At 51.1% G+C, this 24031-nt stretch carries 21 protein-coding genes and 1 pseudogene; 7 read left to right on the plus strand and 15 right to left on the minus strand.

Annotated features, from left to right (window positions below; translation table 11 throughout):
* Positions 1–10 precede the first annotated feature (10 nt).
* Positions 11–328, minus strand: coding sequence for a type II toxin-antitoxin system RelE/ParE family toxin (locus CGZ75_RS13080; RefSeq protein ID WP_089524767.1), 318 nt, complete (start codon positions 326–328; stop codon positions 11–13).
* Complete coding sequence (locus tag CGZ75_RS13085; RefSeq protein ID WP_089524768.1) at positions 306–596, minus strand: type II toxin-antitoxin system prevent-host-death family antitoxin; 291 nt, start codon at positions 594–596, stop codon at positions 306–308. Before CGZ75_RS13085 ends, CGZ75_RS13080 begins: the two co-directional genes overlap by 23 nt.
* A gap of 300 nt (positions 597–896) precedes the next feature.
* Between CGZ75_RS13085 and CGZ75_RS13090 the strand changes: the two genes are divergently transcribed.
* From CGZ75_RS13090 to CGZ75_RS13100, 3 genes are all read left to right on the plus strand, one after another.
* On the plus strand, positions 897–2858 hold the full coding sequence (locus tag CGZ75_RS13090) for an AraC family transcriptional regulator (RefSeq protein WP_245850847.1): 1962 nt from the start codon (positions 897–899) through the stop codon (positions 2856–2858).
* A gap of 76 nt (positions 2859–2934) precedes the next feature.
* Complete coding sequence (locus tag CGZ75_RS13095) at positions 2935–3945, plus strand: FecCD family ABC transporter permease (protein ID WP_089524770.1); 1011 nt, start codon at positions 2935–2937, stop codon at positions 3943–3945.
* Positions 3938–4939 carry a FecCD family ABC transporter permease gene (locus CGZ75_RS13100; protein WP_089524771.1) on the plus strand — a complete coding sequence of 334 codons (1002 nt, stop codon included), beginning with the start codon at positions 3938–3940 and terminating at the stop codon, positions 4937–4939. Before CGZ75_RS13095 ends, CGZ75_RS13100 begins: the two co-directional genes overlap by 8 nt.
* A gap of 113 nt (positions 4940–5052) precedes the next feature.
* Here the strand turns inward: CGZ75_RS13100 and CGZ75_RS13105 are convergent.
* From CGZ75_RS13105 to CGZ75_RS13135, 7 genes and pseudogenes are all read right to left on the minus strand, one after another.
* A pseudogene (locus CGZ75_RS13105) lies at positions 5053–6038 on the minus strand (quinone oxidoreductase family protein).
* Positions 6039–6118: 80 nt separating this feature from the next.
* Positions 6119–6928, minus strand: coding sequence for an AAA family ATPase (locus CGZ75_RS13110; RefSeq protein WP_089524772.1), 810 nt, complete (start codon positions 6926–6928; stop codon positions 6119–6121).
* Between the two features lie 346 nt (positions 6929–7274).
* Positions 7275–7685, minus strand: a complete 411-nt coding sequence (locus CGZ75_RS13115; protein ID WP_089524773.1) for a RidA family protein — start codon at positions 7683–7685, stop codon at positions 7275–7277.
* 134 nt (positions 7686–7819) lie between these two features.
* Complete coding sequence (gene rlmD, locus CGZ75_RS13120) at positions 7820–9304, minus strand: 23S rRNA (uracil(1939)-C(5))-methyltransferase RlmD (RefSeq protein ID WP_089525858.1); 1485 nt, start codon at positions 9302–9304, stop codon at positions 7820–7822.
* Between the two features lie 275 nt (positions 9305–9579).
* On the minus strand, positions 9580–10497 hold the full coding sequence (locus tag CGZ75_RS13125) for a diacylglycerol kinase (protein ID WP_089524774.1): 918 nt from the start codon (positions 10495–10497) through the stop codon (positions 9580–9582).
* A 3-nt stretch (positions 10498–10500) separates the two neighbouring features.
* Entirely contained in the window at positions 10501–11442 is a 942-nt protein-coding gene (locus CGZ75_RS13130; protein WP_089524775.1) for a sirohydrochlorin chelatase, read from the minus strand.
* Positions 11442–11732, minus strand: a complete 291-nt coding sequence (locus CGZ75_RS13135; RefSeq protein ID WP_028598701.1) for a YerC/YecD family TrpR-related protein — start codon at positions 11730–11732, stop codon at positions 11442–11444. Before CGZ75_RS13135 ends, CGZ75_RS13130 begins: the two co-directional genes overlap by 1 nt.
* Positions 11733–12003: 271 nt before the next feature.
* Between CGZ75_RS13135 and CGZ75_RS13140 the strand changes: the two genes are divergently transcribed.
* Positions 12004–12621, plus strand: coding sequence for a hypothetical protein (locus CGZ75_RS13140; protein ID WP_089524776.1), 618 nt, complete (start codon positions 12004–12006; stop codon positions 12619–12621).
* A 557-nt stretch (positions 12622–13178) separates the two neighbouring features.
* Here the strand turns inward: CGZ75_RS13140 and CGZ75_RS13145 are convergent.
* The 3 genes from CGZ75_RS13145 to CGZ75_RS13155 form a co-directional block, all read right to left on the minus strand.
* Positions 13179–14180: an inorganic phosphate transporter gene (locus CGZ75_RS13145; protein WP_089524777.1), complete on the minus strand. Its 1002-nt coding sequence runs from the start codon at positions 14178–14180 to the stop codon at positions 13179–13181.
* A gap of 23 nt (positions 14181–14203) precedes the next feature.
* A complete protein-coding gene (locus CGZ75_RS13150) occupies positions 14204–14812 on the minus strand; it encodes a DUF47 domain-containing protein (RefSeq protein WP_089524778.1) in 609 nt (202 codons plus the stop codon).
* Between the two features lie 300 nt (positions 14813–15112).
* Positions 15113–16186 (minus strand): DUF3048 domain-containing protein, encoded by a 1074-nt coding sequence (locus CGZ75_RS13155; RefSeq protein ID WP_245850848.1) that lies wholly within the window; start codon positions 16184–16186, stop codon positions 15113–15115.
* Positions 16187–16381: 195 nt separating this feature from the next.
* Here CGZ75_RS13155 and CGZ75_RS13160 point away from each other — a divergent pair, with 195 nt between their 5' ends.
* The 3 genes from CGZ75_RS13160 to CGZ75_RS13170 are packed head-to-tail and all read left to right on the plus strand — an operon-like array spanning position 16382 to position 20240.
* Entirely contained in the window at positions 16382–17485 is a 1104-nt protein-coding gene (locus CGZ75_RS13160) for a GerAB/ArcD/ProY family transporter (protein ID WP_176444828.1), read from the plus strand.
* The gene (locus CGZ75_RS13165; protein WP_089524780.1) at positions 17482–19089 is read left to right on the plus strand and encodes a spore germination protein; all 1608 of its coding nucleotides are present in this window, start codon (positions 17482–17484) and stop codon (positions 19087–19089) included. The genes CGZ75_RS13160 and CGZ75_RS13165 overlap by 4 nt, the downstream gene beginning before the upstream one ends.
* The gene (locus CGZ75_RS13170; RefSeq protein ID WP_089524781.1) at positions 19086–20240 is read left to right on the plus strand and encodes a Ger(x)C family spore germination protein; all 1155 of its coding nucleotides are present in this window, start codon (positions 19086–19088) and stop codon (positions 20238–20240) included. Before CGZ75_RS13165 ends, CGZ75_RS13170 begins: the two co-directional genes overlap by 4 nt.
* A gap of 12 nt (positions 20241–20252) precedes the next feature.
* Here the strand turns inward: CGZ75_RS13170 and CGZ75_RS13175 are convergent, their stop codons facing one another.
* The 3 genes from CGZ75_RS13175 to CGZ75_RS26350 all read right to left on the minus strand — a co-directional run bounded on the left by CGZ75_RS13175 (position 20253) and on the right by CGZ75_RS26350 (position 24017).
* The gene (locus tag CGZ75_RS13175; protein WP_089525860.1) at positions 20253–21062 is read right to left on the minus strand and encodes an alpha/beta hydrolase family protein; all 810 of its coding nucleotides are present in this window, start codon (positions 21060–21062) and stop codon (positions 20253–20255) included.
* A gap of 457 nt (positions 21063–21519) precedes the next feature.
* Positions 21520–22911: a sensor histidine kinase gene (locus CGZ75_RS13180; protein ID WP_176444829.1), complete on the minus strand. Its 1392-nt coding sequence runs from the start codon at positions 22909–22911 to the stop codon at positions 21520–21522.
* A gap of 17 nt (positions 22912–22928) precedes the next feature.
* Positions 22929–24017, minus strand: a complete 1089-nt coding sequence (locus CGZ75_RS26350; protein ID WP_425436488.1) for a response regulator transcription factor — start codon at positions 24015–24017, stop codon at positions 22929–22931.
* Positions 24018–24031 lie beyond the last annotated feature (14 nt).

The following is a 24031-nucleotide window of genomic DNA, read 5'->3' on the forward strand; positions in this document are numbered from 1 at the left end:
AGGCTAGTTTTTATCGTACCAGCCAACGATAATCTTGTCTGCAATCCACGATGTGATCAATATACACTGTTTTATCTTGAATCTGATACAGCACCAAGTACCATTTCTCTACAAACATTTTATGATATTTATTAGGCGGAATAAATTCGGCGTCAAGGAACGGAAAACGCTCCGGCATCCGCTCCAGCGAGCGAATTGCCTGCAACAATTCGTCTTTTGCCCTACGCGCAGCATCAGGGCTCTTTTCAGCTAAAAAACGAATATGGCTTTCCAGCATTTGTCGTGCACGATTAGAAACAAGAATTTTATAGCGAGGCATTTTTTCCATGTTGTACCTCATTAATAATCCGGTCCAATTTATTGTCCAACTCATCAGGTGTCACGCCAGCGTGTCCAGCCAAGCGATCCTCTTGAACAGCCAACAGCTCTTCACGCAGCCTAAGCATTTTTTCTCTGCGGGAGAAAGCTTCAATATCCATCACAACCAGATCTCCCTCGCCGTTTTTGGTCAAATAAACCGGTTCTCCGGATGCTTTACATAAGTCGGCAATCTCATTATAGTGTTGTCTAATACTCGCGGAAGGCTTGATTAACATCTCGCTCACTCCTTGTGTAGTTATACTGTAGCTATATTATACCCATTTCATACTATGCGCTCAATATTCCTTTACTTCTCCGATTAAAGTTGAAACATTCGCGGCTCTGTCGAGAATTTTACCCAATGCATTCCATCACTCTATCGAAGCCCTTCCGTTGAACGGTTACTAAACTTATTTCCCCTCTACACCCCCCACCCATTGTAAATGAGAACCATTATCACTTATAATAAATGATAGTTTATAATCTTTAATCCGTAATCACCAGCCCAACAAGTCAAGAAAGGAATGAACTGGCTCATGAAAGTGAGTGATCATCTATTACTATGGAATCATGCCTCGATTAAGGTTGTGGATGTGCGTCACACGGTCATGGAGCCGGGGGATGAGCTGCGCTCCTATCGGTTGCCTTCCAGCACTTTTATCCTTACGATTCGCGGAAGCGCGCAGGTGTGGATGGACGGAAACACGATTTTCGTCGATCGGTTCCATGTGCTGCACGGCGGCAAGGGAATGTGTTTGGACATCACCGCTCAGGACTCTTTCGAATTTTATATGATTTTATATAAAGCCATTCTGGCCCTGCCTGCACGCCAATCATTAGTAAAGCTAATGGAGACGGACAATCCTTTTCAATTGCAATATAACTTTGCTCCAGATTATCCGCTTCCTTTATACCATCGAGTAGAACGGATGGAAAGCGAGTGGCTGCACCCTAGCATGCTCGAGAAGTTACATATAAAAATCTTATTCTATCAATTTGTCCACGAGCTTTTAAGTCAGATGAGCCAGCAAGGCATTCAAGGTAAAAAGGTCGATCTTGTCTCGCAAGCGATACGCTACCTTCAGGATCATTATGGAGAGAGGGTAACGCTTGACGAGCTTGCTGAGCTGCTCGATTGCAGCGTGAGCTATTTGTCGCGGAAGTTTAAGCAGACTGTCGGCAAGAGCCCCATTGACTACATGATTGCGCTTCGCATCGACAAGGCAAAAGAACTTCTGCTGAACACGGACGCCACGCTGCAAGAAATTGCGGAGAGCGTCGGCTTCTCGGATGACAGTTATTTTAATCGAATGTTCAAAAAGCAGGTGGGCCTGTCGCTTGGTCAATTTAAAGCAAAGGTTCAAAATAATCCTGCCGATCGTTCAAGATATGCCATTGTCCCACGCAGACTCAGTCGTTATATTGGTAATGGTTATGAAAATCATTCTCAATACAAGAAAGTGGGAGTCTCTTCAATGTACAGAGGAAAAAGAACACCAATGGCTGCATCCTTAATGCTTTGTTTTATTTTATTGCTTAGCGCTTGTTCGTCAGGTACGTCAAATACAAACTCTGCAAATAGCAGCTCTAACTCGGCGGGCGCCAATGTCTCGACAACGTCCCCCGCTCCAACGGATGCGACCGCGGCCGAAGCGCCTCGCGTCATCAAACACGCAATGGGAGAAACAACGCTGACAGGCACGCCCCAGCGTGTCGTTATTTTGACAAACGAAGGCACGGAGGCACTGCTTGCGGTAGGCGTTAAGCCGATCGGAGCTGTCCAATCCTGGAGCGGCGATCCATGGTATGACCACATCAAGGATGAAATGCAGGAGGTTACAGCAGTCGGTGATGAGCTGCAGCCGAATATTGAATTGATCGCCAGCCTGAAGCCAGACCTGATTATCGGAAATAAGATTAGACAGGAAAAGATCTATGACCAACTGAATCAGATCGCTCCAACGGTATTCGCGGAAGACTTAAGCGGAGATTGGAAAATCAATTTCAAGCTGTACACGGAAACTCTCAATAAGGCCCAAGAAGGCGAGAAGGCAATGGCCGAATATGACAAGCGCGTTGCCGAGATAAAAGCCAAGCTTGGCAGCAAAGCGGATACCAAAGTATCGGTGGCACGCTTCTCGGCTTCTCAAGTCCGGATTTATCAAAAGCAAACGTTCTCCGGTGTTATCTTGAACGATCTTGGCATCGCACGTCCGGAATCACAGGATAAGGATAGTTTCATTGAGAAAATGACTAAAGAAACTATTCCTAGCATGGACGGAGACGTCTTGTTCTACTTTGTTTCGGAGGACCCAGGCAAAACGGATGCAGCCAAAGTCGTCGAAGAATGGATGAACGATCCCCTGTTCAAAAAATTAAATGTCGTGAAAAACGATAAGGTTATCAAAGTGAATGAAGCGATTTGGAATACGGCGGGTGGATATAAAGCGGCAAACCTGCTGCTTAATGAGATCGTTACCTATTTTGACATCAAGTAATTTGGCATAAAAGATGTATAAGCTGACGTCGTGAGAACATGACGTCAGCTTTTTATGATGAGAGGAATGAACTTATATGGCTATAGGGCTGCACAGCCGCAGGAGCAAACAGGCAGGTTTAATCATTGGCTTACTGCTGCTGCTTGCCGGCATGCTTGCCAGTATTTTGTACGGCATTCATACCTATGAGCTCAGAGATGTATGGCTGGCCTACACCCAATTCGACGATTCCGAGGCACATATTATCATTACGAACACAAGGATGCCTCGTGCACTCATTGCGGCAGCGGTAGGGGGAAGCCTCGCTATTGCGGGAGCTATCATGCAGGTACTGACCAGGAATCCACTAGCCTCCCCTTCTATATTCGGCATTAACTCAGGTGCTGTATTGTTTATCGTAATCGCACTGGCCGTTCTCGGTTCTTCGCTGACGATGAGCGGAATGGTGTGGATCGCCTTGGCTGGCGCAGCCGTCACATCGCTGCTTGTGTTTACGCTTGGCTTCCAGGGTTTGAATGGCTTTGAGCCGATCCGACTCACACTAGCCGGTGCATCCGTTGCGGCATTTGCTTCGTCCATGACTTCCGGCATTATGCTGGTGAATAAACAATCGCTTGAGGATGCCTTGTTTTGGATGATTGGTTCGGTGTCAGGTAGAGAAATCGATCATCTGCTCATTGTGCTGCCCTATCTTTTAATCGGCTGGATTTTGTCGCTGCTGCTGTCAGGTTCCTTAAATGTAATGGCGCTTGGTGATGACAATGCCAAAAGTCTGGGACAGCGGATGCTGCTCATCCGGGTACTATCCGGTATTGCCGTTGTTTTACTGGCAGGCAGCTCCGTCGCCATCGCTGGTCCTATCGCCTTCATCGGCTTAATTGTGCCGCATCTTTGCCGGTATCTCGTAGGCAACGACTACCGCTGGCTGCTGCCCTATTGTGCCTTAACGGGCGGTCTTCTGCTCGTATGTGCAGATCTTGCCTCGCGTTTCATCCTTATGCCCAAGGAAGTTCCAGTCGGCGTGGCTACCGCGCTTATTGGCGTGCCATTCCTGATTCATGTGGCGAGGAGGAGAAACCATGCATAAAAGGAAAAACCAAAAGGCAGTTATTCTAATAACTGGACTTAGTCTCGCCATGCTTGCGCTAGCTATCGTTTGCTTGTCTATTGGAGGGATGAGCATCCCTCTTAAGGAAACCATTTTATCACTCATCGGCAAAAACGAAGCAGCAAGCGACTTGATCATTATGCAGTTTCGTTTACCGCGTATCCTCGCTGCCATATTAATTGGGGCTGCTCTAGCAGTTGCCGGTGCCATACTTCAAGGCGTCATTCGCAACCCGCTAGCCTCCCCGGATCTGCTGGGCGTGACAGGAGGCGCTTCGGTAACCGTCGTGGCGTTTATGACCCTATTCACCGGTTATAGCGTTCACTGGGTACCGTTCATCGCTGTTGCTGGTGCGATTCTTACCGCTTCCATCAACTATGCATTAGCTTGGAAAAATGGTATTTCCCCTTTCCGACTCGTCTTAATCGGTATAGGCATATCGACCGCTATGGGCGCGCTGACGATGTTTTTGCTTATTAGCGGTCCTGCCTATTTAGCCGCACAGGTGTTGAACTGGATGACAGGAAGCATTTACGGGACGAGTTGGAAATATATCGGGGCGCTTTGGCCGTGGGTCGCCGTTTTTATTCCATTGTCCATCCTTTACGCCAAAGAGTTGAATGTGCAATCGCTGGGAGAAGCGACTGCTATCGGACTCGGGAGCAGGCTTCAGATAAGTCGGATGGTCTTGTTGTTTTACAGCGTTGCGCTCGCGGGAGCTGCCGTCGGCGTGGCTGGGATGATCTCGTTTATCGGATTATTGGCGCCTCATATGGCGAGACGGCTTATCGGCAATTCGTATAAGCTGGTCATTCCGGTATCGGCGTTGCTTGGCGCTATGATTCTTTTGCTCGCGGATCTGGCCGGGCGGATGCTGTTCCAGCCGCTTGATATCCCTGCGGGAGTGTTTACGGCTGGGGTTGGAGCTCCGTTTTTTATGTACCTGCTGTTTAAACGGAAAGCTGTGGGATGAGGGTTTGGATGCGGGACGAGTGTTCTGCTGCGGTAGACGTTAAGCTAGACCTCAACAAAAAAGAGCAGGTGCCGCGGGCGCCTGCTCTTGGTGTTCCTGTACAGAAACATGTGTTAAGGGATTAATAAAATCTTTCCCGTGCTTAACCTGCTCTCCAAAAATCGATGGGCTTCCACGCCGTCTTTCAGACTATAACGTTTCGGGTCTTCGATTCGCAGACGTCCTTGCCGCATCTCTTCAAAGAGCGCTTCTGATCTCTTGATTCGATCAAGATGTGTTGTAACATGATTCCAGAGATCGCCACCGGACAAGGTTTTTGAAGAGTCCATTAACATGCGAGGGTCAATTAGTGGTGGGTTTCCTCCGGACATGCCGTAAAAAACAACAGATCCCTTCGCTTTTGTTGCTAAAAAACTATCCATTAAGGTAGTCCCTACGGAATCAAACGCAGCATCTACACCTATCGAGCCTTTGGACCAGCGAATCACTTGATCTGCCCAATTCGTGTCATAGAGTATGATTTCATCGGCGCCAGCTCTTTGCACAGCCTCTCGCTTCTCGTTCGAGGAAGTAAGCCCAATTACTCTTGCTCCTTTGGTTTTACAGAGCTGTGTCAATAACTGCCCAACGCCGCCAGCAGCAGCATGCACCAAAATATCATCACCGGATTGAACCACATAGCTGTCATTAACCAAATAATGCGCCGTCATCCCCTGAAGCAGTATTGCCGCCGCCTGATCAAATGTAATATCCGCAGGTAATGGAATGGAACGGTCAACAGGTACCGCTACGAATTCAGCATTCGCATACGGTACATCCGCAAACGCAACCCGGTCTCCGACCTTTACATTGTCTACGTTCTGAGCCACTTGTTCAACAACTCCGGCTCCCTCATACCCTAAAATATATGGCGGCTTTCCAGCTAGATGATAGTCACCACGCCGTCTGTAGATGTCGGCAAAATTCAGCCCAATAGCTTTCATTCTTACTATTATTGTCCCCGGCTCCAGCTTGGGCTCCGGGATTCCATATATCGAAGCACATCCGGCTCACCGAATTGTTCAAAAATTAATGCTCTCAATTTCCTGCCTCCAAACATTAATTACTATCCCAGTCGATCTTATCACATTCATTGGCTTATTCTACGTTCACCTTGTCACTGCTGTGTCTGTTCTGCCCTCATTCAAACAATCGTTTATGCTTATTAAAAAATTGATGAAAAAAATGTACATTGTCCAGTTCAAACCATTCCGCCGTTTGCAAAGGGGTTCTATCTAGATCATAGATTCTAGCATTCAGCGTACCTAAAACAAAGGGGGAGTGAGTAGCGATAATAAATTGACTGTCAAAATATCGCGCCAGCTCATTGATCTGTTCTGCCAGTTTAATTTGATTGGCGGGAGTGAGCGACGTTTCCGGCTCATCCAATAGATACAATTGGCCAGGAAGCAAATATTCCTCAAAAAACTGCATGGAGGTCTCTCCATTGGAGTATTTTTCTTGAGAGAACTGAATATTCTCCAGCTTCTTTTTAAACTCATATGAATGTTCATATTGTGCCGCCTGAGCCTTGCTCATCCCTTTGTTGATTTCCTCATACAATATCCCGTCACGCAGCATGGTGGATTGCTGTATCTTCTTAATTTCATACAAAATATCCTCGGACTTCATGTATCTGCTTCCCTCAGGAAGCTGTTTGATTTCACGCTCTCGATCATCATACCCAAGCTGATAACTGCTCAAATTAAGAAAACGCTGAGCACTATCACTATGACCATAGCTGGGCATTCTCTCAGAGCCTGTGACTCCCAATTTATTGGCAATGACATTCAGTAAAGTGGATTTTCCAGAGCCGTTGTTACCATACAATACAGTAATTTGGTCAAACAAAAGAACCTCTCCAGCCATGTGTTTAAACACATAATCAGGATATATGTTAGGATTTCGGTCCGTAAAGGAAGAGAGCTTGAAGCTTCTCAGATAAATCATTGGCAAACTCCTTCTGCATGTCTTCTGATTTTGATTCTATTTTACCAGAAAAAAGACATGATTTTCTCAGGTGGCCGCTTCCTCTCTTCAGGCTCAACATTATCCAAATATTGCACTGCACGTAGCTTGTCGTAACATTGCCCTATATTCTGAATGTGGGAAAGAGAGTATATGAAAGGTACATTGATGTTAATTGTCCCATTAAAAAACTGCACCTTAGTTGTTAGATGATGTCTAACAACTAAGGTGCAGTTCAATACGGAGCGATTTAAGCTTTTAGGCTGAAAATGTATACCTATTTACTTCAGTTGATACTCTAATGCCGTTCTTTTTCTATTGCACGAATTTATCTAAACGGTACCACAGCCATTGCTTCTACTTCGATTAGATACTCTGGCTGCGCAAGTGCTTGCACCCCGATCCATGAGGAGGCTGGCGGGTTCTCAGTACCAAAAGTCTCTGTGAGGACCTTTGCGATAAGATCAGCGTCTGGACCTGACTGGAAGTTTGGAATGTAGAGCCTTAACATTTGAATATCATCCGTTGTACCTCCAGCGGCTTCGACGGCGGTAATTACTTGCTTCAATGTCTGACGCAACTGCCCTTCTAGACCCTCTGCATTCATATGGCCTGTGGCATCCCAAGCCACTTGACCCGCAACGTTGACGATTCGCCCAGGCTCGCTGATAACTACCTGAGAGAATCCCCAAGGTTTGCTAGAGAATAACCCTGGCGGTTGAATTGTCTGTCTTGGCATTATACTACTCCCCTTATTAAAAAGTTGAATGACAGCATACAATGCGGTGATTTCTTCGGGTCCAGACTATACAAACGATTGTTTAAACTGTCTTATTTAATTCAAAAGAAATCTGAAAGCTATCTCTAGCTGTATCAATCCTTGACTAGCAGGCAGACCGATTCAACATGACTCGTATGTGGGAACATATCCACCGGTTGCACCTCAACAGTCTGGTATCCACCAGCCTCCAGCACCTGCAAATCCCTGGCCAAAGTGGCCGGGTTACAGGACACATAAACCACTCTTTCCGGCTGCATCTTTAGGATCGTATCGAGCAGTTGCTCGTCGCAGCCTTTGCGCGGAGGGTCAACGACGATGACGTCGGGCGTAACACCTTCCGAGCGCCAGCGCGGAATGACAACCTCGGCTGGGCCAGCCTCGAAGGACGCATTCGTGATGCCGTTCAGCTCGGCATTGCGCTTCGCGTCCTCGATCGCCTCCGGCACAATCTCAACACCATAAACATTGCCCGCACGGCGGGCCAAGAACAGCGAGATCGTGCCGATGCCGCAGTAGGCATCGATGACATTTTCGCTGCCGGTCAGGCCGGCGTAGTCGACGGCGGACTGATAAAGCCGGAGCGTCTGCGCCGGATTAACCTGATAAAATGATCGTGCAGAAATAGCAAAGCGGAGCCCGTCCAGCTCGTCGTAGATGACGTCGCTACCCCAAAGGGTGCGAGTTTCATCACCGAAGATGACGTTGGTCTGCCGCTTGTTAATGTTCTGCACGATGCTTTTCACTTGCGGCAAAGCTTCGCGAATGCCGGCAATCCAGTCCTCCAGGCGCGGAATGCGCGGACCGCTCGTGACCAGGACGACCATCATCTCGCCGGTCACGAATCCGGTCCGCACGACGACATGTCGGAGAATGCCGCGCCCGGTTGTTTCATCGTAAGCGGAGATGCCGACGCGGTTACCGATGGATTTGACCTGCCGCACCGCAGCGTCGTTGTTCTCGTGCTGGATGAGGCACGCGTCCATGTCGACGATGCGGTGCGAGCCGCGGGCGTAAAAGCCGCCGATCAGGCTGCCGGCCGCGCCGCTGTCCAAGTCCGCCATCGCCATGCCGATGGGGACTTGGGCTTTGTTGCGGTAACGCCAAGGCTCGTCCATCCCGATTGTCGGATGGACGAGTATGCCGCGTAAGCCGCTGGTTTGGCCAGCCGCTGCCGCGTTGCCGTCGGCGACTAGCTGGCTGTCACCCCTGTTAGAATCCTGAACCTCCAGCTTGCCGATTCGCTGAAGAGAATCGATCACATGCTGGCGTTTCCAAACTAGCTGCGCCTCGTAGCTCATATGCTGAAGCTGGCAGCCCCCGCATTGCTTGTAAATCGGACAAGGAGCATCGACGCGATGAGGGCTAGCTTGCAACAATTCGAGCTGCTTGGCGTAGCCGTAGGTCTTTTTGACTTTGAGCACTTTGGCGCTCACTCGCTCGCCAGGCAGCGCGCCTTGGACGAACAAAGTGAAGCCGTCGACACGGCCAACACCTTCACCTTCATGCGTCAAGCCGATAATGTCGAGCGTGACGGTATCGTTTTTGTTAACTGGCAATGCTTGTTTCATCATGGTCATCCGTTCTCTATCGTAGTAAAGGCCTGCGGAGCAGCGGTGCTCCGGGGCACGGCGGCCTGCAGGCCGAAATTCATGGCACGGGCGGTTGAATGCGCTGGCTCCAGGCCTGCATCGCATGAGCATAAGCTCTCGCTTCCTACATACAAACATCGCACGAGCGCGAACTCTCTCTGGCTATACCAACATCGCATGAGCGCACTCTCGCTGGCCCTACGCCAGTATCGCATGAGCGCAAGCTCGCACAAGCGCGAGCTAGCTGGCGAGCCCAGCGCCCACTAGTATTGAGCTTTCCCTTCCTCATCCACAAAGATGTTCAAGTGGGAAGGAAGTACCGTAAACGTGCAGGGGAGCGTGCCGCCGTATTCGCCGTCGAGGTTCAGTTGGGCGTAATCGGAGGTTGTGACGGTCAACTGGTTTGTTTTGAAATGGACGATATGCGGATCATTGAAATGCTCTCCGCGCAGAGCAAGCGTGACGATGCGGATAAATTCCGCGAGGTTGCATTTTTTCAGCACGAGCACCTCGAACTGGCCGTCGTCCAGGCTTGCTGCCGGAGCCAGCTTCTCAAAGCCGCCAACAGAGTTGCTGTTGCAGATTAGGAACAACATGATCTCCTCGTGAATGTCCTCGATTCCGTTACCTTGGATGAGCAGCTTCATAGGTCGCAAGCGAGTCATCTTCTCCAGCCCCTTCATATAGTAGGCTAGCTGGCCGATCATCGTCTTTAGCTTGCTTGGCACCTCATACGTGAGCTCAGTCAGCGAGCCGCCGCCGGCGATGTTGATGAAGTATTTTTTGCCGGCGCGACCGACGTCGATAGGACGGGTGTACTGCATCGTGATCAGCTCGCAGGCGTATTCCAGATTGCGGGGAATACCGAGCGCGCGGGCAAAATCATTCGTCGTCCCTACAGGCAGGATGCCTAGAGGGGGGCGGTTTGGCTTTTCACCGAGGCCATTGATGACCTCATAAAGGGTACCGTCGCCGCCGGCGGCGATAATCATGTCGAAGCCGCGATCCGCGGCATCAGCAGCTGCTATGGATGCATCGCCCTCGCCGCTTGTGGCATGCGTGCTTGTCTCGATGCCTCCACGCTCCAGAAGCGTCAAGATTTCGCCCAGTCTCCTCTTCATCTCTTCACGACCGGATGTTGGATTGTAGATTAAACGCGCTCTTTTGTATCCGCTGCTCATGCTTCATCCTCCTGCTCTATCCAGCCACTGCTGGGCCTGCTTTGCCATCCAACGCGCCACAGCCGCGTCCGGTAGCATTGCCCGACCATTATATTCATATTCTAACTCTCCGAGTCGCGCGGGAATCACAGTTGATGTGAAATATCCTTGACTAAGGAAAACGGGTACGACGATTACCCTTTCCTCGGGCCGCTTGCGGCGCATCGCACGCAGCTTGCATGCCGCCTGATTGGGAAGCAGCATCGCATATTCTGCGCGGGCAAAGCCGCCGCCCACCCTCAGTCGCTCCGCGATTCGGCCCAGACCGTCACGCCAGCGTCCGTGAAAAACGGGCTCTATCGAGCCATGGCCGATTAACAAGAGCGCTTCACGGGACGGATCAAGCGACAGCTCTCTCACCTGACACAGCAGCAGCTCTGCGATCTCTGGCTCATCATCAATCGGCTTACCGGGATGAATACGCGCTCCTCCTGTACGAAACGGGTCGAACTCGCCTTCCCTGCGTCCTGCCGGAGGCTGTCCGAATGCCTGCATAATGTCGTCTACATGCGTACTGCCGGAGGAAACGAACAGAGGCAGGACATAGATGTCGGTTGCCCCGAGCGCCAACAGCTCCTCCACCCCGTCCTGAATTAGACGCCCAGTCACAATCTCCAGGAACGACGAAATGACCGGCACAGGGCCGGTCAAATTTGATAGGAGTGCTGCCGCTTCACGAACGGCTTCATCCACGAGAGCCACCCAATTGGGGTCTCTGGAACCATGGCTGATAACAAGAATAGAAGGAATAAATGAATTGCTGTGAGAACCCTTGCCTGCAAGGTCCAGCGTCTCGTTAGCGGAATGCAGATATGCCTCCGCCTTAGGCAACGCTTCTTCCGGAGCTGCTGGTGATCGTCCTTCTTGGCTCCGAAGGAACGGCTCCCTGCGGTCCTGCGGCTTCATTAGCGGTTAAGGCGATCCAGTGTCATCTTATAACCGTCATTGCCATAGTTCAGGCAGCGCTTAACGCGGGAAATTGTAGCCGTGCTGGCTCCAGTCTCCGCTTCGATCTGATTGTACGTGCTGCCCTTACCGAGCATGCGCGCAACTTCCAGACGCTGGGACAATGACTGTACTTCGTTGACGGTGCACAGATCATCAAAGAAAATATAACATTCCTCAACGCTCTTAAGCGTGAGTACCGCTTCAAATAGTTGGTCAATCGCTTTATCATTCAGCTTCTTGAGCTGCATCAACTTCACCCCTGTAAAAGAATCCTAATCTCCATTTTATAGTGATGCGCTAGAGAAAACAACTATCACCGTGTTCACGCTTTAGAGAGTGAATGAATTTTGCAAGCGCTATCCTGCACTAACATGCCCTTCCTCCCCTAGTCCGTGCCAGTCCCCCTCTGGGTTTTTCGGCAAAAACCGGGCGAACGTCCAACCCAAATCCCATTAATGACCATACACTATACGAAAAGCGGAGGCTAAATCCGCAATCCGACAAGGATGTGAAATCCAAGTGAATCCCAACTATCCTTACTACTACCCTAACGAGCCGTATCGCAACACTCCTAATGGCCCCATACAGGGAAGTGTATTCCCCGGCCTCGGAGAAGCCTTTCCCTACAACAATAATTCGCCGCAAACGCTATTCGCGCCGCCGGCTAAATTCCCTACGAGCAGCCCAGCGCCGTCGATTGGTCCATTAGCAACACTCCCAGCGGTTGCCGAAAAATCGACCAAGAGCGGCAGTCTATTCTCTCTCGACAAGCTGAGCGACCTGAAGGGCATCGTCGACAGGATTGGCGGCCTGGACGGCATCATAGGTACGATGACCAAGGCACAGAAGGTCATCGGTGGCGTACAGCAGATGGCACCGCTCATCAAGCTGATGATGGGCTCCTTCGGCAAGAAGGACGCCGATGATTCCAAGCTGGTCGATCTTGAGGATGATGAATGGACACCGCCCAAGAAAAGAAAAAGTACCAAGAAAAAACGCCGTACTAGCAGCGGCGGAGGCGGAGGCTTTGCCAAAGGTGGAGGAGGCAGCTCCAAAAGCGGAAGCAAGCGTCGGCCCAGCTCCAAGAAACGGCCGGGCTCCAAGTCGGGCTCCAAGTCCAAGAAGCGCCGTAAATAGCGCCAGGACGAGTAGCAAAAAAAATAGTTCGCTGCTCATGCTATGGACTTCTGCGTTCAGGCGAACATGCTCCGCCAGTAACCACCGTTGCCTTCTCTAAGCCCTAAGCAAGCTAGTACTCTCCACACTCTAATCTTCTCAGTGGTCGACATACGCACAGCCAATACGGTGGAAGTGCGGCTGCAATGTCCTTTAGCCGCCTACTAGTCACACTCAGCGGCACAAGGCATGCACCCGGCTTTCCGCGGGGTCACACATCACACAGAGCTAGCCCAGCGGCTAGCTCCGCTGCCAGGCCAGTATCAGGCTCAGTGTGAAGTGTGACCATCTTTAATCTGTGCCTCGCCTCATAACAAGGCACAGTTCCACCCAACTCTACCCTGCACCTAGCCTCTTAGCCTAGGCAGGCTCCTCCTCCTGCCCTGGCAAGCCAGAGAAAACGCTTGCAAGATAAGCCCCAAAAAAGCCCGCTTCCACCGATTTCATCGGCGCAAGCGGGCTTTCAACTATAGTGCTTTGATGTAAGGATCTAAGTTGTAAGTATCTACTGGGCTACTCTAGAGGAACAGCCACTTGATGATTTGGAAAATCGTCGCGCTGAGGAACATCGCAATCGGAATTGTAATGAGCCAGGAAACGATAATCCGCCCAGCCATGCCCCACTTAACGGCCGAGAAGCGCTTCGCGCTGCCGACGCCGAGGATGGACGAGGTAATGACATGAGTTGTACTAACAGGGAAGTTGATCATCGTGGCCGTCAAAATGACGGAGGCCGCGCCAAGGTCAGCAGCAAAGCCGTTGACTGGCTCGATTTTGAAGATCTTCGTACCCATCGTTTTGATGATCTTCCAGCCGCCGACCGAGGTACCAAGCGCCATCGCGGTTGCCGCAGACAGCTTGACCCACAGAGGAACGTCTAGATTATCCTGCAGTCCGGCAGAAACGAGGGCAAACGTGATAATACCCATCGCCTTCTGAGCATCGTTCGTACCATGCGTGAACGCTTGGAACGCAGCGGTCAGAATCTGACCCGTCCGGAAGTTTTTGTTGATTTGATGCGGATTTGCCCTCGCGAATACTTTTTTGAGAATCCACATGAGGGTAAATCCGATAGCAAAAGCGATAAATGGTGAGAAGATCAGGGCCTTGATGATGTCAGAAAAACCGCTCGCATTGATTGCGCCGAAGCCCGCTGACGAGATGACCGCACCGGCCAAGCCGCCGATCAACGCATGAGAGGATGATGATGGGATTCCGAACCACCAGGTAATAAGATTCCAAATAATCGCGCCGAGCAAGGCTGCGATAACGATCTCCTCGCCATTTTGCAGGGTGGCCGGGTTGGCCACGCTGCCGCCGATAGTCTTGGCGACACCAGTAAAGCTGAGAGCGCCGACGAAGTTCATGGTCGACGCCAGGAGAATTGCGGCACGGGGCTTCAACGCCCGAGTGGAAACCGAAGTGGCGATAGCATTGGCCGTATCATGGAAGCCGTTGATAAAGTCGAATGCTAGTGCCAAAAAGACCACTAATGCCATTACAATATATACTGTATCCATAACGGTAAGGTTGGCTCCTATCCTTAGCTGTTGCGCATAATGATGGATTCAAGCGTGTTGGCGACATCCTCGAAATAATCCGTCGTCTGCTCCAGCATTTCGTAAAGCTCTTTGCGCTTGATCAGCTCGATTGGATCTTTCTCTTTGGCAAACAGCGCCTTGATGCTTACACGCAGCAAGTCGTCAGCCTGATTCTCCAGCTCGTTGATGGCGATGTTTGGCTCGCGGATGGCAAGCAGCTTCTTCTGCGTGAGCAAATAGATAGCTTTCTTAACCTGATGGGAGTTGCGGACGAGGTTGTCCGCGAACAAGCGAATATACTCATCCTTGTCCGTTACCTGGTACATCTCAAAACGGGAAGCACAAGCCTCGATTTCGTCGACCACATCGTCAAGAGCAGTCGTCAGCGCCATAATGTCATCGCGCTCAATTGGCGTGATAAAGGTCCGATTGAGCTCAATGATCATCGTATGGGTATAACGGTCACACTGACTCTCGTATTCTTTCATTGCCTTAGCGAACTCGCCGACATTCGACAAATCATCCACGCCTCTGGCAAAAAACTCTACGGTCTCGACAATCGTATCCGCCATTTCTTCCAGCGTTTTGAAGAAAATATTCTTCTTAGCCATGTTCGTCCCCTTTGCTTTCAGGAAAATGTTACTGCCGCCTTTTCAGGCCCAACTTATCTTATCACAGTTCATACTCATGTTGTAAAGGAATTGTAAAGACAAAATAGGCCTAATGCAAAAATTGTCGTATCTTGCCGCATCGAAACATTCCAGCGTTCGACTCTCCATTCAGTTTTTACCTAAAAATTCTAATTTATGTAAATAATAATTCGTCATTTCCGCTCAACTCAAAAAAGAAGGCTCTCGCAGTGGAGACACCTTCTTAACGTATTCATATATTGCAAGCGCCCGGAGCTATCCTCAACCGAATTGCAGTCGCTCACCGAGTCCCGGCTTGTCCGGGATAATCAAAAAATGCGTCTGCCCAGGATACAGCGCCGCCTCTGTAGCTCCGTCATACAGCCGGATGGGATCATCTACAGCGCTGCGTTTCCATTGAACTTCCCGCGCCTTGCCTCGCTGGAACAACATCGCCTTGCCACCCTCGGACAGATCGACGGATCTTCGTCCCGCGTCATCCAGGACGCGATGCGGAGCCTCCAGCACAACTACGTTGTCAGCTGCGAGCTGCTTGCCATCATTCAGATCCGTGTGCGGCTCGTCATTGATGAATCTCATAAACCGCTGCGCCCCGGAGTCATACCGGTATGAGACCTTGTACGATTTCAGCAAAAAGGTAACATCGAGCGTTGTCGCCGCGCTGCCAGCCGGCTGCGCAGAATCTCCTTGTATGAACGGATACGAGCGAACCGTGCCCTGCTGGCTGGTTTCGAAGCCTTTTCTGTCGATACCGGCCGCAAGCTTCTCCAAATTCGTGTACAAGTTATGTGGTGCTTTCCTAGACTTGTCCCTCCAGAAATAGGACCCTGCATTCGTAATCTCATCCAGATGATTCAGCTTCTCTTTGGAAAGCTGGGCATATCCGTCCGGGCTGCCCCCGGCATGAATCATTATGGCATCCTGACTTTTAGCTAGGTCGATAAAATACGGGCGAATGCTGCGTACCGGGCCGATTGCTCCCGTCAGCGGCTGGCTCTGAAACACGGCCAGGATACGTGTGACCTCTCCTTCCGCCAGCACTTCATAGAGCAGGTCGGCGGATCCCAGCCCGGATTGCGGCCTCGCTTTGGGATGGTTGTTAATCATCACGAGATACGGTCTTGCATCAATCGGCCCCTGCACGCCTTTGCCGGTTAACGGCGCTGTGAATGCAGGTACGATCGGAGTTGGCGAAGCGCTTGGCGCTGCGCTAGGAGCCATAGTTGCAAGCGGCGGCGGATCCGTCTCGACAGGAGCTTCCGCCTGCTCGCTGCAAGCCGAGAGCAGCATGGCCATTATGAGCAATCCAGCAACGCTATTGACGTTTCTTTTCACTTGTCCTCACCCTACTTCATCATAGACCAGGGGACAACATATGGAAACTATTTTCGCCGAAATTCCTCTTCCAGAAGTGTGTCCCTAATCTTCCTCAGACGGATAATGATTCCAAAAGCAGCTCATACTACGTGCATGCCGGGAGCGGGAACAATCCCTGTGCTGGAAATCAGGCAAGAAAGGAGCTTTTTCGGCATGCGAACTTCGTCTACCATTGGAGTCTGGGCCTGCATCATATCCGTTACGCTCGCTAGCGGCGGGGTCGCCAATGTTCTCGTTCCGCCTTATCTTCTATCAAAAGCCGACGGCGATGCATGGCTGTCCGTGCTGATTGCCCTTCCCTTTGTGTTGATCTGGTCCATTGGACTATGGTACGTCATCCGCAAGCTGAACGGGGCTTCCCTGCAAAAATGGCTGAGTACCCAATTCAACCGGCCCGTCTCCTGGTTGATCCGGCTACCCGTCATTTTAATGCTTCTAGTACAAGCAACTACTGCCTCCTGGGAGACCGGACATATCGCCGTGCGGAGCTATATGAACCAAACTCCACTCTGGGTCATTATATTCGCTACTACTCTTCTATGCGTCTGGACCGCGTATTCAGGCTTGCGCTCCATAGCTTATAGTTCTATCGTCCTTATTCCGATTGGCTCGATTCTCGATGTTCTGCTGGTGGGGCTGAATCGCAATCATATGGATTATCGCATGCTGCTGCCCGTGCTCGAACATGGCTACCAGCCCGTTATTAACGGAGCCTTTCTGGCTGCAGCAGGCTTGACTGAGATTTGGCTGCTGATTTGGCTGCAGCAAGAAGTAAAGGGAAGCTTTAAATGGTGGCAGCCCTTCCTACTCGTGCTGTATCTTACCTGGCTTGAGCTCATTCCCGTCGTTCTGAGCATAGCCGTGTTTGGACCTGACCAAGCTACAAAGCTGCGCGGTCCTATTTTGGAAATCTGGAGAAATACCTCGCTTGGGTATTCGATTGAGCACATCGACCTGTTTGCTATCGTACAGAGGACGGCGAGCAACTTTGCCCGTCTTTCGCTCCAATTCTATATCATGACCAGTTTAGCAGGCTTCCGAAGCCCAAAATCCAGAGGTATCTTTATGGCGCTGCTCGCCTTGGCCGTGGCCTCGATCTCTAGCTTACCCATATCCGACTCTACTCTGATTGCATTTCTTTTCCAATTCCAGTACCCGGTATTCATTGTAATGGTGCCTTTAGTGACGGCAATATTGGCTTTTATGCTCCGATGGAGACCCCCAGCACAAAGCTCGAAGGAGGCTGCTGAAACATGAACTCTAACATTCCCACTAATTCAGACCATTCTTCTGCGGCCATTGCCGCTGCCTCTGGTTCAACTGCCCGATCCGAGCATTCGAGCCATGAGCCGCTGCCCAGCCTTGAACAGTTAAAGGAATGGTTTGCCAGAAGCGACGATGTTTCTTTGGTTGAAATCAAATCCGAAGCAACAATGGACAACCCAAGCCCGCACGCAGATAAGAATGAAAGTGCTGATGGACACTTTTCACATCAGGTCCTCGTATTCTGTGGCTCAATGACCGACTCCAAGCTGCTGCATGAAGTCATTCTGCCGCAGTCTCGCTCCGGCCTATCCGCCCAACCCACTTTCAAAATGGCAGAATCCAGTACTAGCACGGTAGGAGCCTGGCAGGAACTGAGACTGCCGAGACCTCTTGTTAATCGTCCGCAGATGACTTGGCACCAATATATGGTCAGGTTGATCTTTGAAGGAAATGCAGTCCTGATTCATGACGATCAAAATAAAGCCTGGTCGATCTCCTCCGGTGCGGTGCCTGGACGCGATCCCTCTGAAGCCGCGACAGAAGTATCCGTACGCGGACCAAAGGACGGCTTTGTGGAGCAGATGCAGGTCAACTCTGCTTTAATTCGCTATCGCCTGCGCAGTCCGGGGTTATGCTGCGAGGAGTACAGCATCGGCAGCCACTCCGCAACGAAAGTAGCTCTTATGTATGACGGTGATATCGCAGATCCTCAGCTCGTGAACCGGATCCGGGATCGATTACTAAAAATTGATGCTGAAGATATCCTTTCTACTCGTCATCTCGAGGACCTCCTCGCCAACAAGCCTTGGTCTCTGCTGCCGCGCAGTACTTATACCGGCAGGCCCGACTTCGCGGTGCAATGCCTGAATTCCGGAAGGGTTGTTATTTTACTTGATGGGAGCCCAACAGCAATTATTGCGCCTGTCAACTTGTTCTTGTTGATGAAGTCTGCTGAAGATGCGCAACAGAGTTATATATTCGTCAACTTTTCGCGGATGCTTCGTTATATAAGCCTGGTTATATCTTGCTTTTTGCCTGGTTTGTATGTCGCTCTCAGTGTTTTTCATGTCGATCAGATTCCATTCAGCCTGCTGGCTACGATTCTCAATTCGCGGCGGGGGCTGCCTCTCAACATGGAACAGGAAATGTTCCTGGTGCTGCTGTTGATCGAAATCTTCCGGGAAGCCGGGGCCCGGCTTCCCGGATCGATTGGCCAGACGCTGACCGTAGTCGGCGGCCTGGTCATTGGCGATGCGGCCGTCCGTGCCGGCCTCATCTCCCCGACCATGATCGTCATATCGGCAATGACCTTTGTCGCTGGCTCGACTTTGGTGAATCAGAGCCTTATCGGCGCCGTGACACTCGTCCGCTTCTATACCTTTTTTGTCTGCTCACAGCTCGGCATATTCGGCTTCATGCTGGCGGTTATCAGCGTCCTTGTCTACGTCACTCGCATCGAGTCTTTTGGCGTGCCATACCTGGCGCCACTTGCACCTCTGCAGATCAAGGATATTCCATCCGGTTTATTTATCGAAACGTTCCGGAAAACGCCGAAAAAGCCTAAAGCTCTGCATCCACAGGAGCCGCTGAAATGAGACCGTTCTACCTCCGTAGCGTATGCGTAATAGCCATGGCGCTCATTATGCTGATTTTAAGCGGCTGTAATGAATTCAGGACAAACAGGGTCTATGTGAAAGCAATCGGATTTGATTATCGAGACGGGGAATATATCATTCATGCCCAGGTACTGGATTTTTCCAACGAGGCCAAAAGTGAATCCGGCACTATCGCGAACAGTAAAACCCCCATCTGGACAGGAGAAAGTCGCGGTAAAACCCTCGATGAAGCAACAGATCAGTTATTGAATACTTCGCAGGAGCGGTTAGATTTTTCCCATGTGACGTCGATCTTGATGTCCCCCGGAGCGCTTAAAAAAATATCACGCAACGATTTGTCCCAGCTGCTCGCGGAATATCCCGAAATACGTCTCAATATTTGGATGTACGGAACGAATTTGCCAATTGATGAAGTGTTCATTACGAAGTCGTTTTTCAATAGTTCGAATACATCCTCGCTGCTGCATTCCCCCGAAACTGTCTATAGGCAGCGATCGGCTATTGAGCCTGTATACTTCTTCAAGCTAATTAGGGAGATGGACCATCCTGCAATGTCTGATTACGTTCCTGAGATCAGCATCGACAAATCCACCTGGAAAACGGATCTCAAGGATAGTCCTAAGCTGGACATTACGGGCGCTCACTTTTTTCAAAACGGGAAATATAAAGGCAGGATGAGCCGAGATCAGCTTGCGGGCTGGCCTTGGATGAATCCAACCATGAGGCAATGGGATTTGAACGTACGGATAGGGGGCAAACGCTTCGGAACCGCAACTTTCAGCCGTACAAAAGTGAAGGTACGATATCGTATGAATGCAAGCAACGATCCCGTGTTCGATGTCGATATCCATGCAAAAGCCGTGATGTCTTTCCGCCAAGATAAAACGCCTCTAAAAGAAGTAGGACAGGCTGCCGCTAAAATAATTGAAGCTCAGATACGCACCACGTTTAGAAATGCACTGGACAAACAAGTGGATATCTACCAGTTCACTGAAATTTACTATCGCAAAAATTATAGGGATTGGTCCAAACGAACTTCCGCAGGCAATCAGTTTATTCTGACGGAGGATTCTCTGGGAGGGATCCGGGTAAAGATTGATTTGCAGATTCCAGGAAAATATAAACCTTGATCAGAGCATCCGTCAGATGCTCCAGTCCAGCCACTGTTCATGGCGCTTTTCCAATCTGGACAGCCAGTCTGCGCTTACCCGGATCGCTTCCTCCTGATGAGTCCGTGTGGAGTAGGTGTGATCAGCTTGGAAAATGATTTCCTTGTCGCATAATCCATCCCCACGCGTCCAGAACATCTTCTGATACAGGAAGCTGTAATCAGCCGGGATCACATCATCGCTGGTGCCGTGCACCAACAATACATCCCCGCTGAAACGGACTGCGGCCTGGAACGGCTGATGCTGTTGCAGGGAATGGAAAAAGGTAGGCTCAAGCGTGTAGCCTGCATGATCGGTCGACCCCTTCAGGACGGCCTCGTCATAGCTGCCGCGGCCGACAATACGCACAATATCGTTGAATGGATAGCCGACAGCAGACCAAAGAATGAGCCGGTTTACCCGCTTATCCTTGGCAGCTGTATACAGCGCAACTGCTCCGCCAAGGCTATGTCCAAGCAGCGTCACCCGCTGCGGATCGACGCAATCCATCGACAGCACATAGTCAAGGGCGGTGCGCGTTTGTTCAACCATGGAATCGAAGCCGAGAGCGCCGTAGCTACCCGAGCTTTCTCCACAGCCGCCATAGTCAAACCGTAGCACGAAAGAGCCTCCGGCTGCGAATGCCCGAGCCGTCTTCACAAACAGTCGATCTACTCCGATGCGACTGCCGATGAAGCCGTGGCAGATGACAATGACCGGTTGGCGCTCCTCCGAAGCTGCCGGATAATGCAGCGTTGCCGTGAGCTCCAGTTCCTTATGACGCAAGATCAGCTGTTTTTCCATAGGTATCAGCATCCCTTTCTCCCAACTCTTTCGCTACTTACGGAAGAGTTTTTTTATATATAATTATTCCGACCAATTTAGTGTGATATAAGTTGAATTCAGCTTATCATCCGCCATAACCTGTTGTCAATCTCCATCAGCCCATCTACTCGCCGAGCAAGCGCCAGGATGAAAAAATCGCGAGCCGCCTTAGTTTAAGGACAGTTCGCGATTTCATGCTTCATAATTGAGCTTCGTCTATAGTGCTTTCCTGTCGTCTCCGAATGGAACGGCTTCTTTTGAGTTACTCTAATACCAAATCCCTCAAAGTGAGCAAGGAGGTTCACAGCATGCCTGTTATTTTGGATTGGATCACCCGTCACTGGGTATCGGTGTCCGTGTCAGCCGCCCTGCTGGCGGCCTGTCTGTTCGTACTCGTCAATCGCAAGTCGTTGTTCTACAAGGAATAGAAATGGTCCTAGAAGCTCTCGCCTTCTTCTTGGTGCTGGAGCAATACGGGAAAACGCAACATAACGGTAGTGCCTACACCCGGCTCGCTATCCAGTTGAAGAGAACCTCCATGCAGTTCCACGATCTCCTTGCAGATAGCAAGGCCAAGCCCGCTTCCGGAACGGGATAGGCCACCTTTGTAAAACTTCTCTGTCACATGGGGCAAATCTTCGGGTGCGATGCCGACGCCATTATCGGCCACGATAAGCACCGCATGATGTCCTTCCCGTGAAGCACTGACGCGCACCGCTCCTCCCTCGGGAGTGAACTTAAAGGCATTATCAATCAAGTTAATAAGTACCTGACGCAGCCGATTAGGGTCACCCATCACTAGCAGCGGTTCCGGCTCCAGGAAGCTCAGCAGGCGAACGCTTGTCTCTTCCTGGCGCACCATCTGCTGTGTTACGCATTCACGCACCGGCAAGTTGAGGTCCAGCTCCTCCAGATGAAGGTCCATGCTACCGGAGCTGAGCTTGGAGAAATCGAGCAGATCCTCAACAAGCCCCGTCAGCCTCTCGGTTTCCCGAGAAATAATGCCTAGCCCCTCTTGGACTTCCTCCTGACGCGATTCGGGGGACGCAAGCGTTTCGCTCCATCCCTTGATCGCAGTTAGCGGAGTACGCAGCTCATGCGATACGGAGGAGATAAAATCGTTCTTGAGCTTCTCACGTTTATTCAGCTCCACAGCCAACGTATGCAGCGTATCGGACAGCTGTCCAATCTCGTCCCGCCCGCCAGAGCCGCTCATCCCTCGCTCCCAGTCCCCATCCGCCATATGCCTCGCTCGCCGAGTCAGATCTCGAAGCGGCCGCACGATCCGATTCGCCATCCACATGCTAAGCATTAGGAACAGCAGGATGACAGCGGCCGCCGCGATCAGCGTGAACCGCACCAGTAACGACACCATTTTGTCTACTTCCTTCAGCGAGGCCGAATAGCGGACGATCGAAATGATACGGCCTTCCCGAAGTAGCGGCGCAGAAGCAGCCACTATGCTCTCTCCAGTGGCATCGTCATTGCCGTACCAGGCAGCAGAATCGCCCTCCGCCGCGTTGACGACATCCGGCGTGCGGATCGTGCGGCTGTCACTGAAGCCGTCCGAATCCATAATCATGCGGCCGTCCGGCTGCAGCAATTGGATGCGAGCGTTCGATTCGGCCATATTTTGCAGCATATAGCTGGCTCGCTCATTAAGCCCCATCCACTGCATGGACCGCGCATGCAGCGACATCGAGGTCACGACACGCTGCTTCATAGCGCTAGAGGCGCTCCCGTAATAGTAGTTCAAGATTAGAGTTAAAAACATGCCGCCAATCACAATAACGGTCAGCATGATGAGCAGCAGATAACTAAATACCATCTTGGTCCTGAGGCTCTTCATCGCGTCGCGCCTCTGTACCATCGGTAACCGAAGCCCCATACCGTCTCAATTATGACCGGCTCGGAGGGATCATCCTCCACCTTCTGGCGAATCCGACGAATATTGACGTCGACTACTTTGAGGTCTCCGGCATAATATCGTCCCCATACCTCGGTCAAAATCTCATCGCGGCTCACGCTTTGGCCATACCGATCTAACAGCAACTTCACGAGTGACCATTCTGTCGGGGTCAATAAGATCTCCCGATCATTTTTCCAAAATCTGCGCTCACTATCGGAAAGACGGAACGCTCCATAATGCCGGATATCATGCGGCGGTCTAGGCTCAGGATTAGGGTGAGCTGTCGCAGCAGAATAGCCCGAGCTTGCCTGCGCTGTGGCAGGCTGCTTATGCTGATTCGCAGCTTGGAGAGCCTCGTAACCGGGCAGTAATGCTGATTCACGAGTACTGATGCCAGCAGCCTCAGCGGAGCCTGCTTCCGGCAAAGGAATAAAGCGGCCATTGGTAGGGCCGGCTGACTCTTGAAGGGTTCCGGTATTAGGCTGCTGCTCGTTGTTGGCTTCTGCTGGAGTTGCAGCAACGGCATCGGGTTCGAACTGCCGCTCGTTGTTGGCTTCTGCTGGACTTGCTGCAACGGCAACGGGTTCGAACTGCCGCTCGTTGTTGGCTTCTGCTGGACTTGCTGCAACGGCAACGGCATCGGGTTCGGCCGGGTCCGGCAAGCGCATCCGCCTGGCTAGCGAGCGGATGCGCGCCATCAGCTCGCCGGGGCTGAACGGCTTTTGAATATAGTCATCCGCCCCCAGCTCAAGCCCCTGGATCTTGTCTTGCTCCTGTGACTTCGCTGTGAGCATAATGATGCCCATCGTCGGATATGCTTCGCGCAAAGCCGAACAAACTTCTAGTCCGGATATGCCGGGAAGCATAATGTCCAGCAACGCAATATCCGGTGGCCCATGCTGCGCAACAAGTTGCAACGCCTGTTCACCGCTGCTTGCTTCCATCGGCTCCATATCAGAGCGCTTCAGATTGATCCGCACAAAACCGCGAATGGCTTCCTCGTCCTCAACCAGCAAAATTTTCACCGCTTTCCTTCCCC

This window comes from Paenibacillus herberti, from assembly GCF_002233675.1.
Lineage (GTDB): Bacteria > Bacillota > Bacilli > Paenibacillales > Paenibacillaceae > Paenibacillus_O > Paenibacillus_O herberti.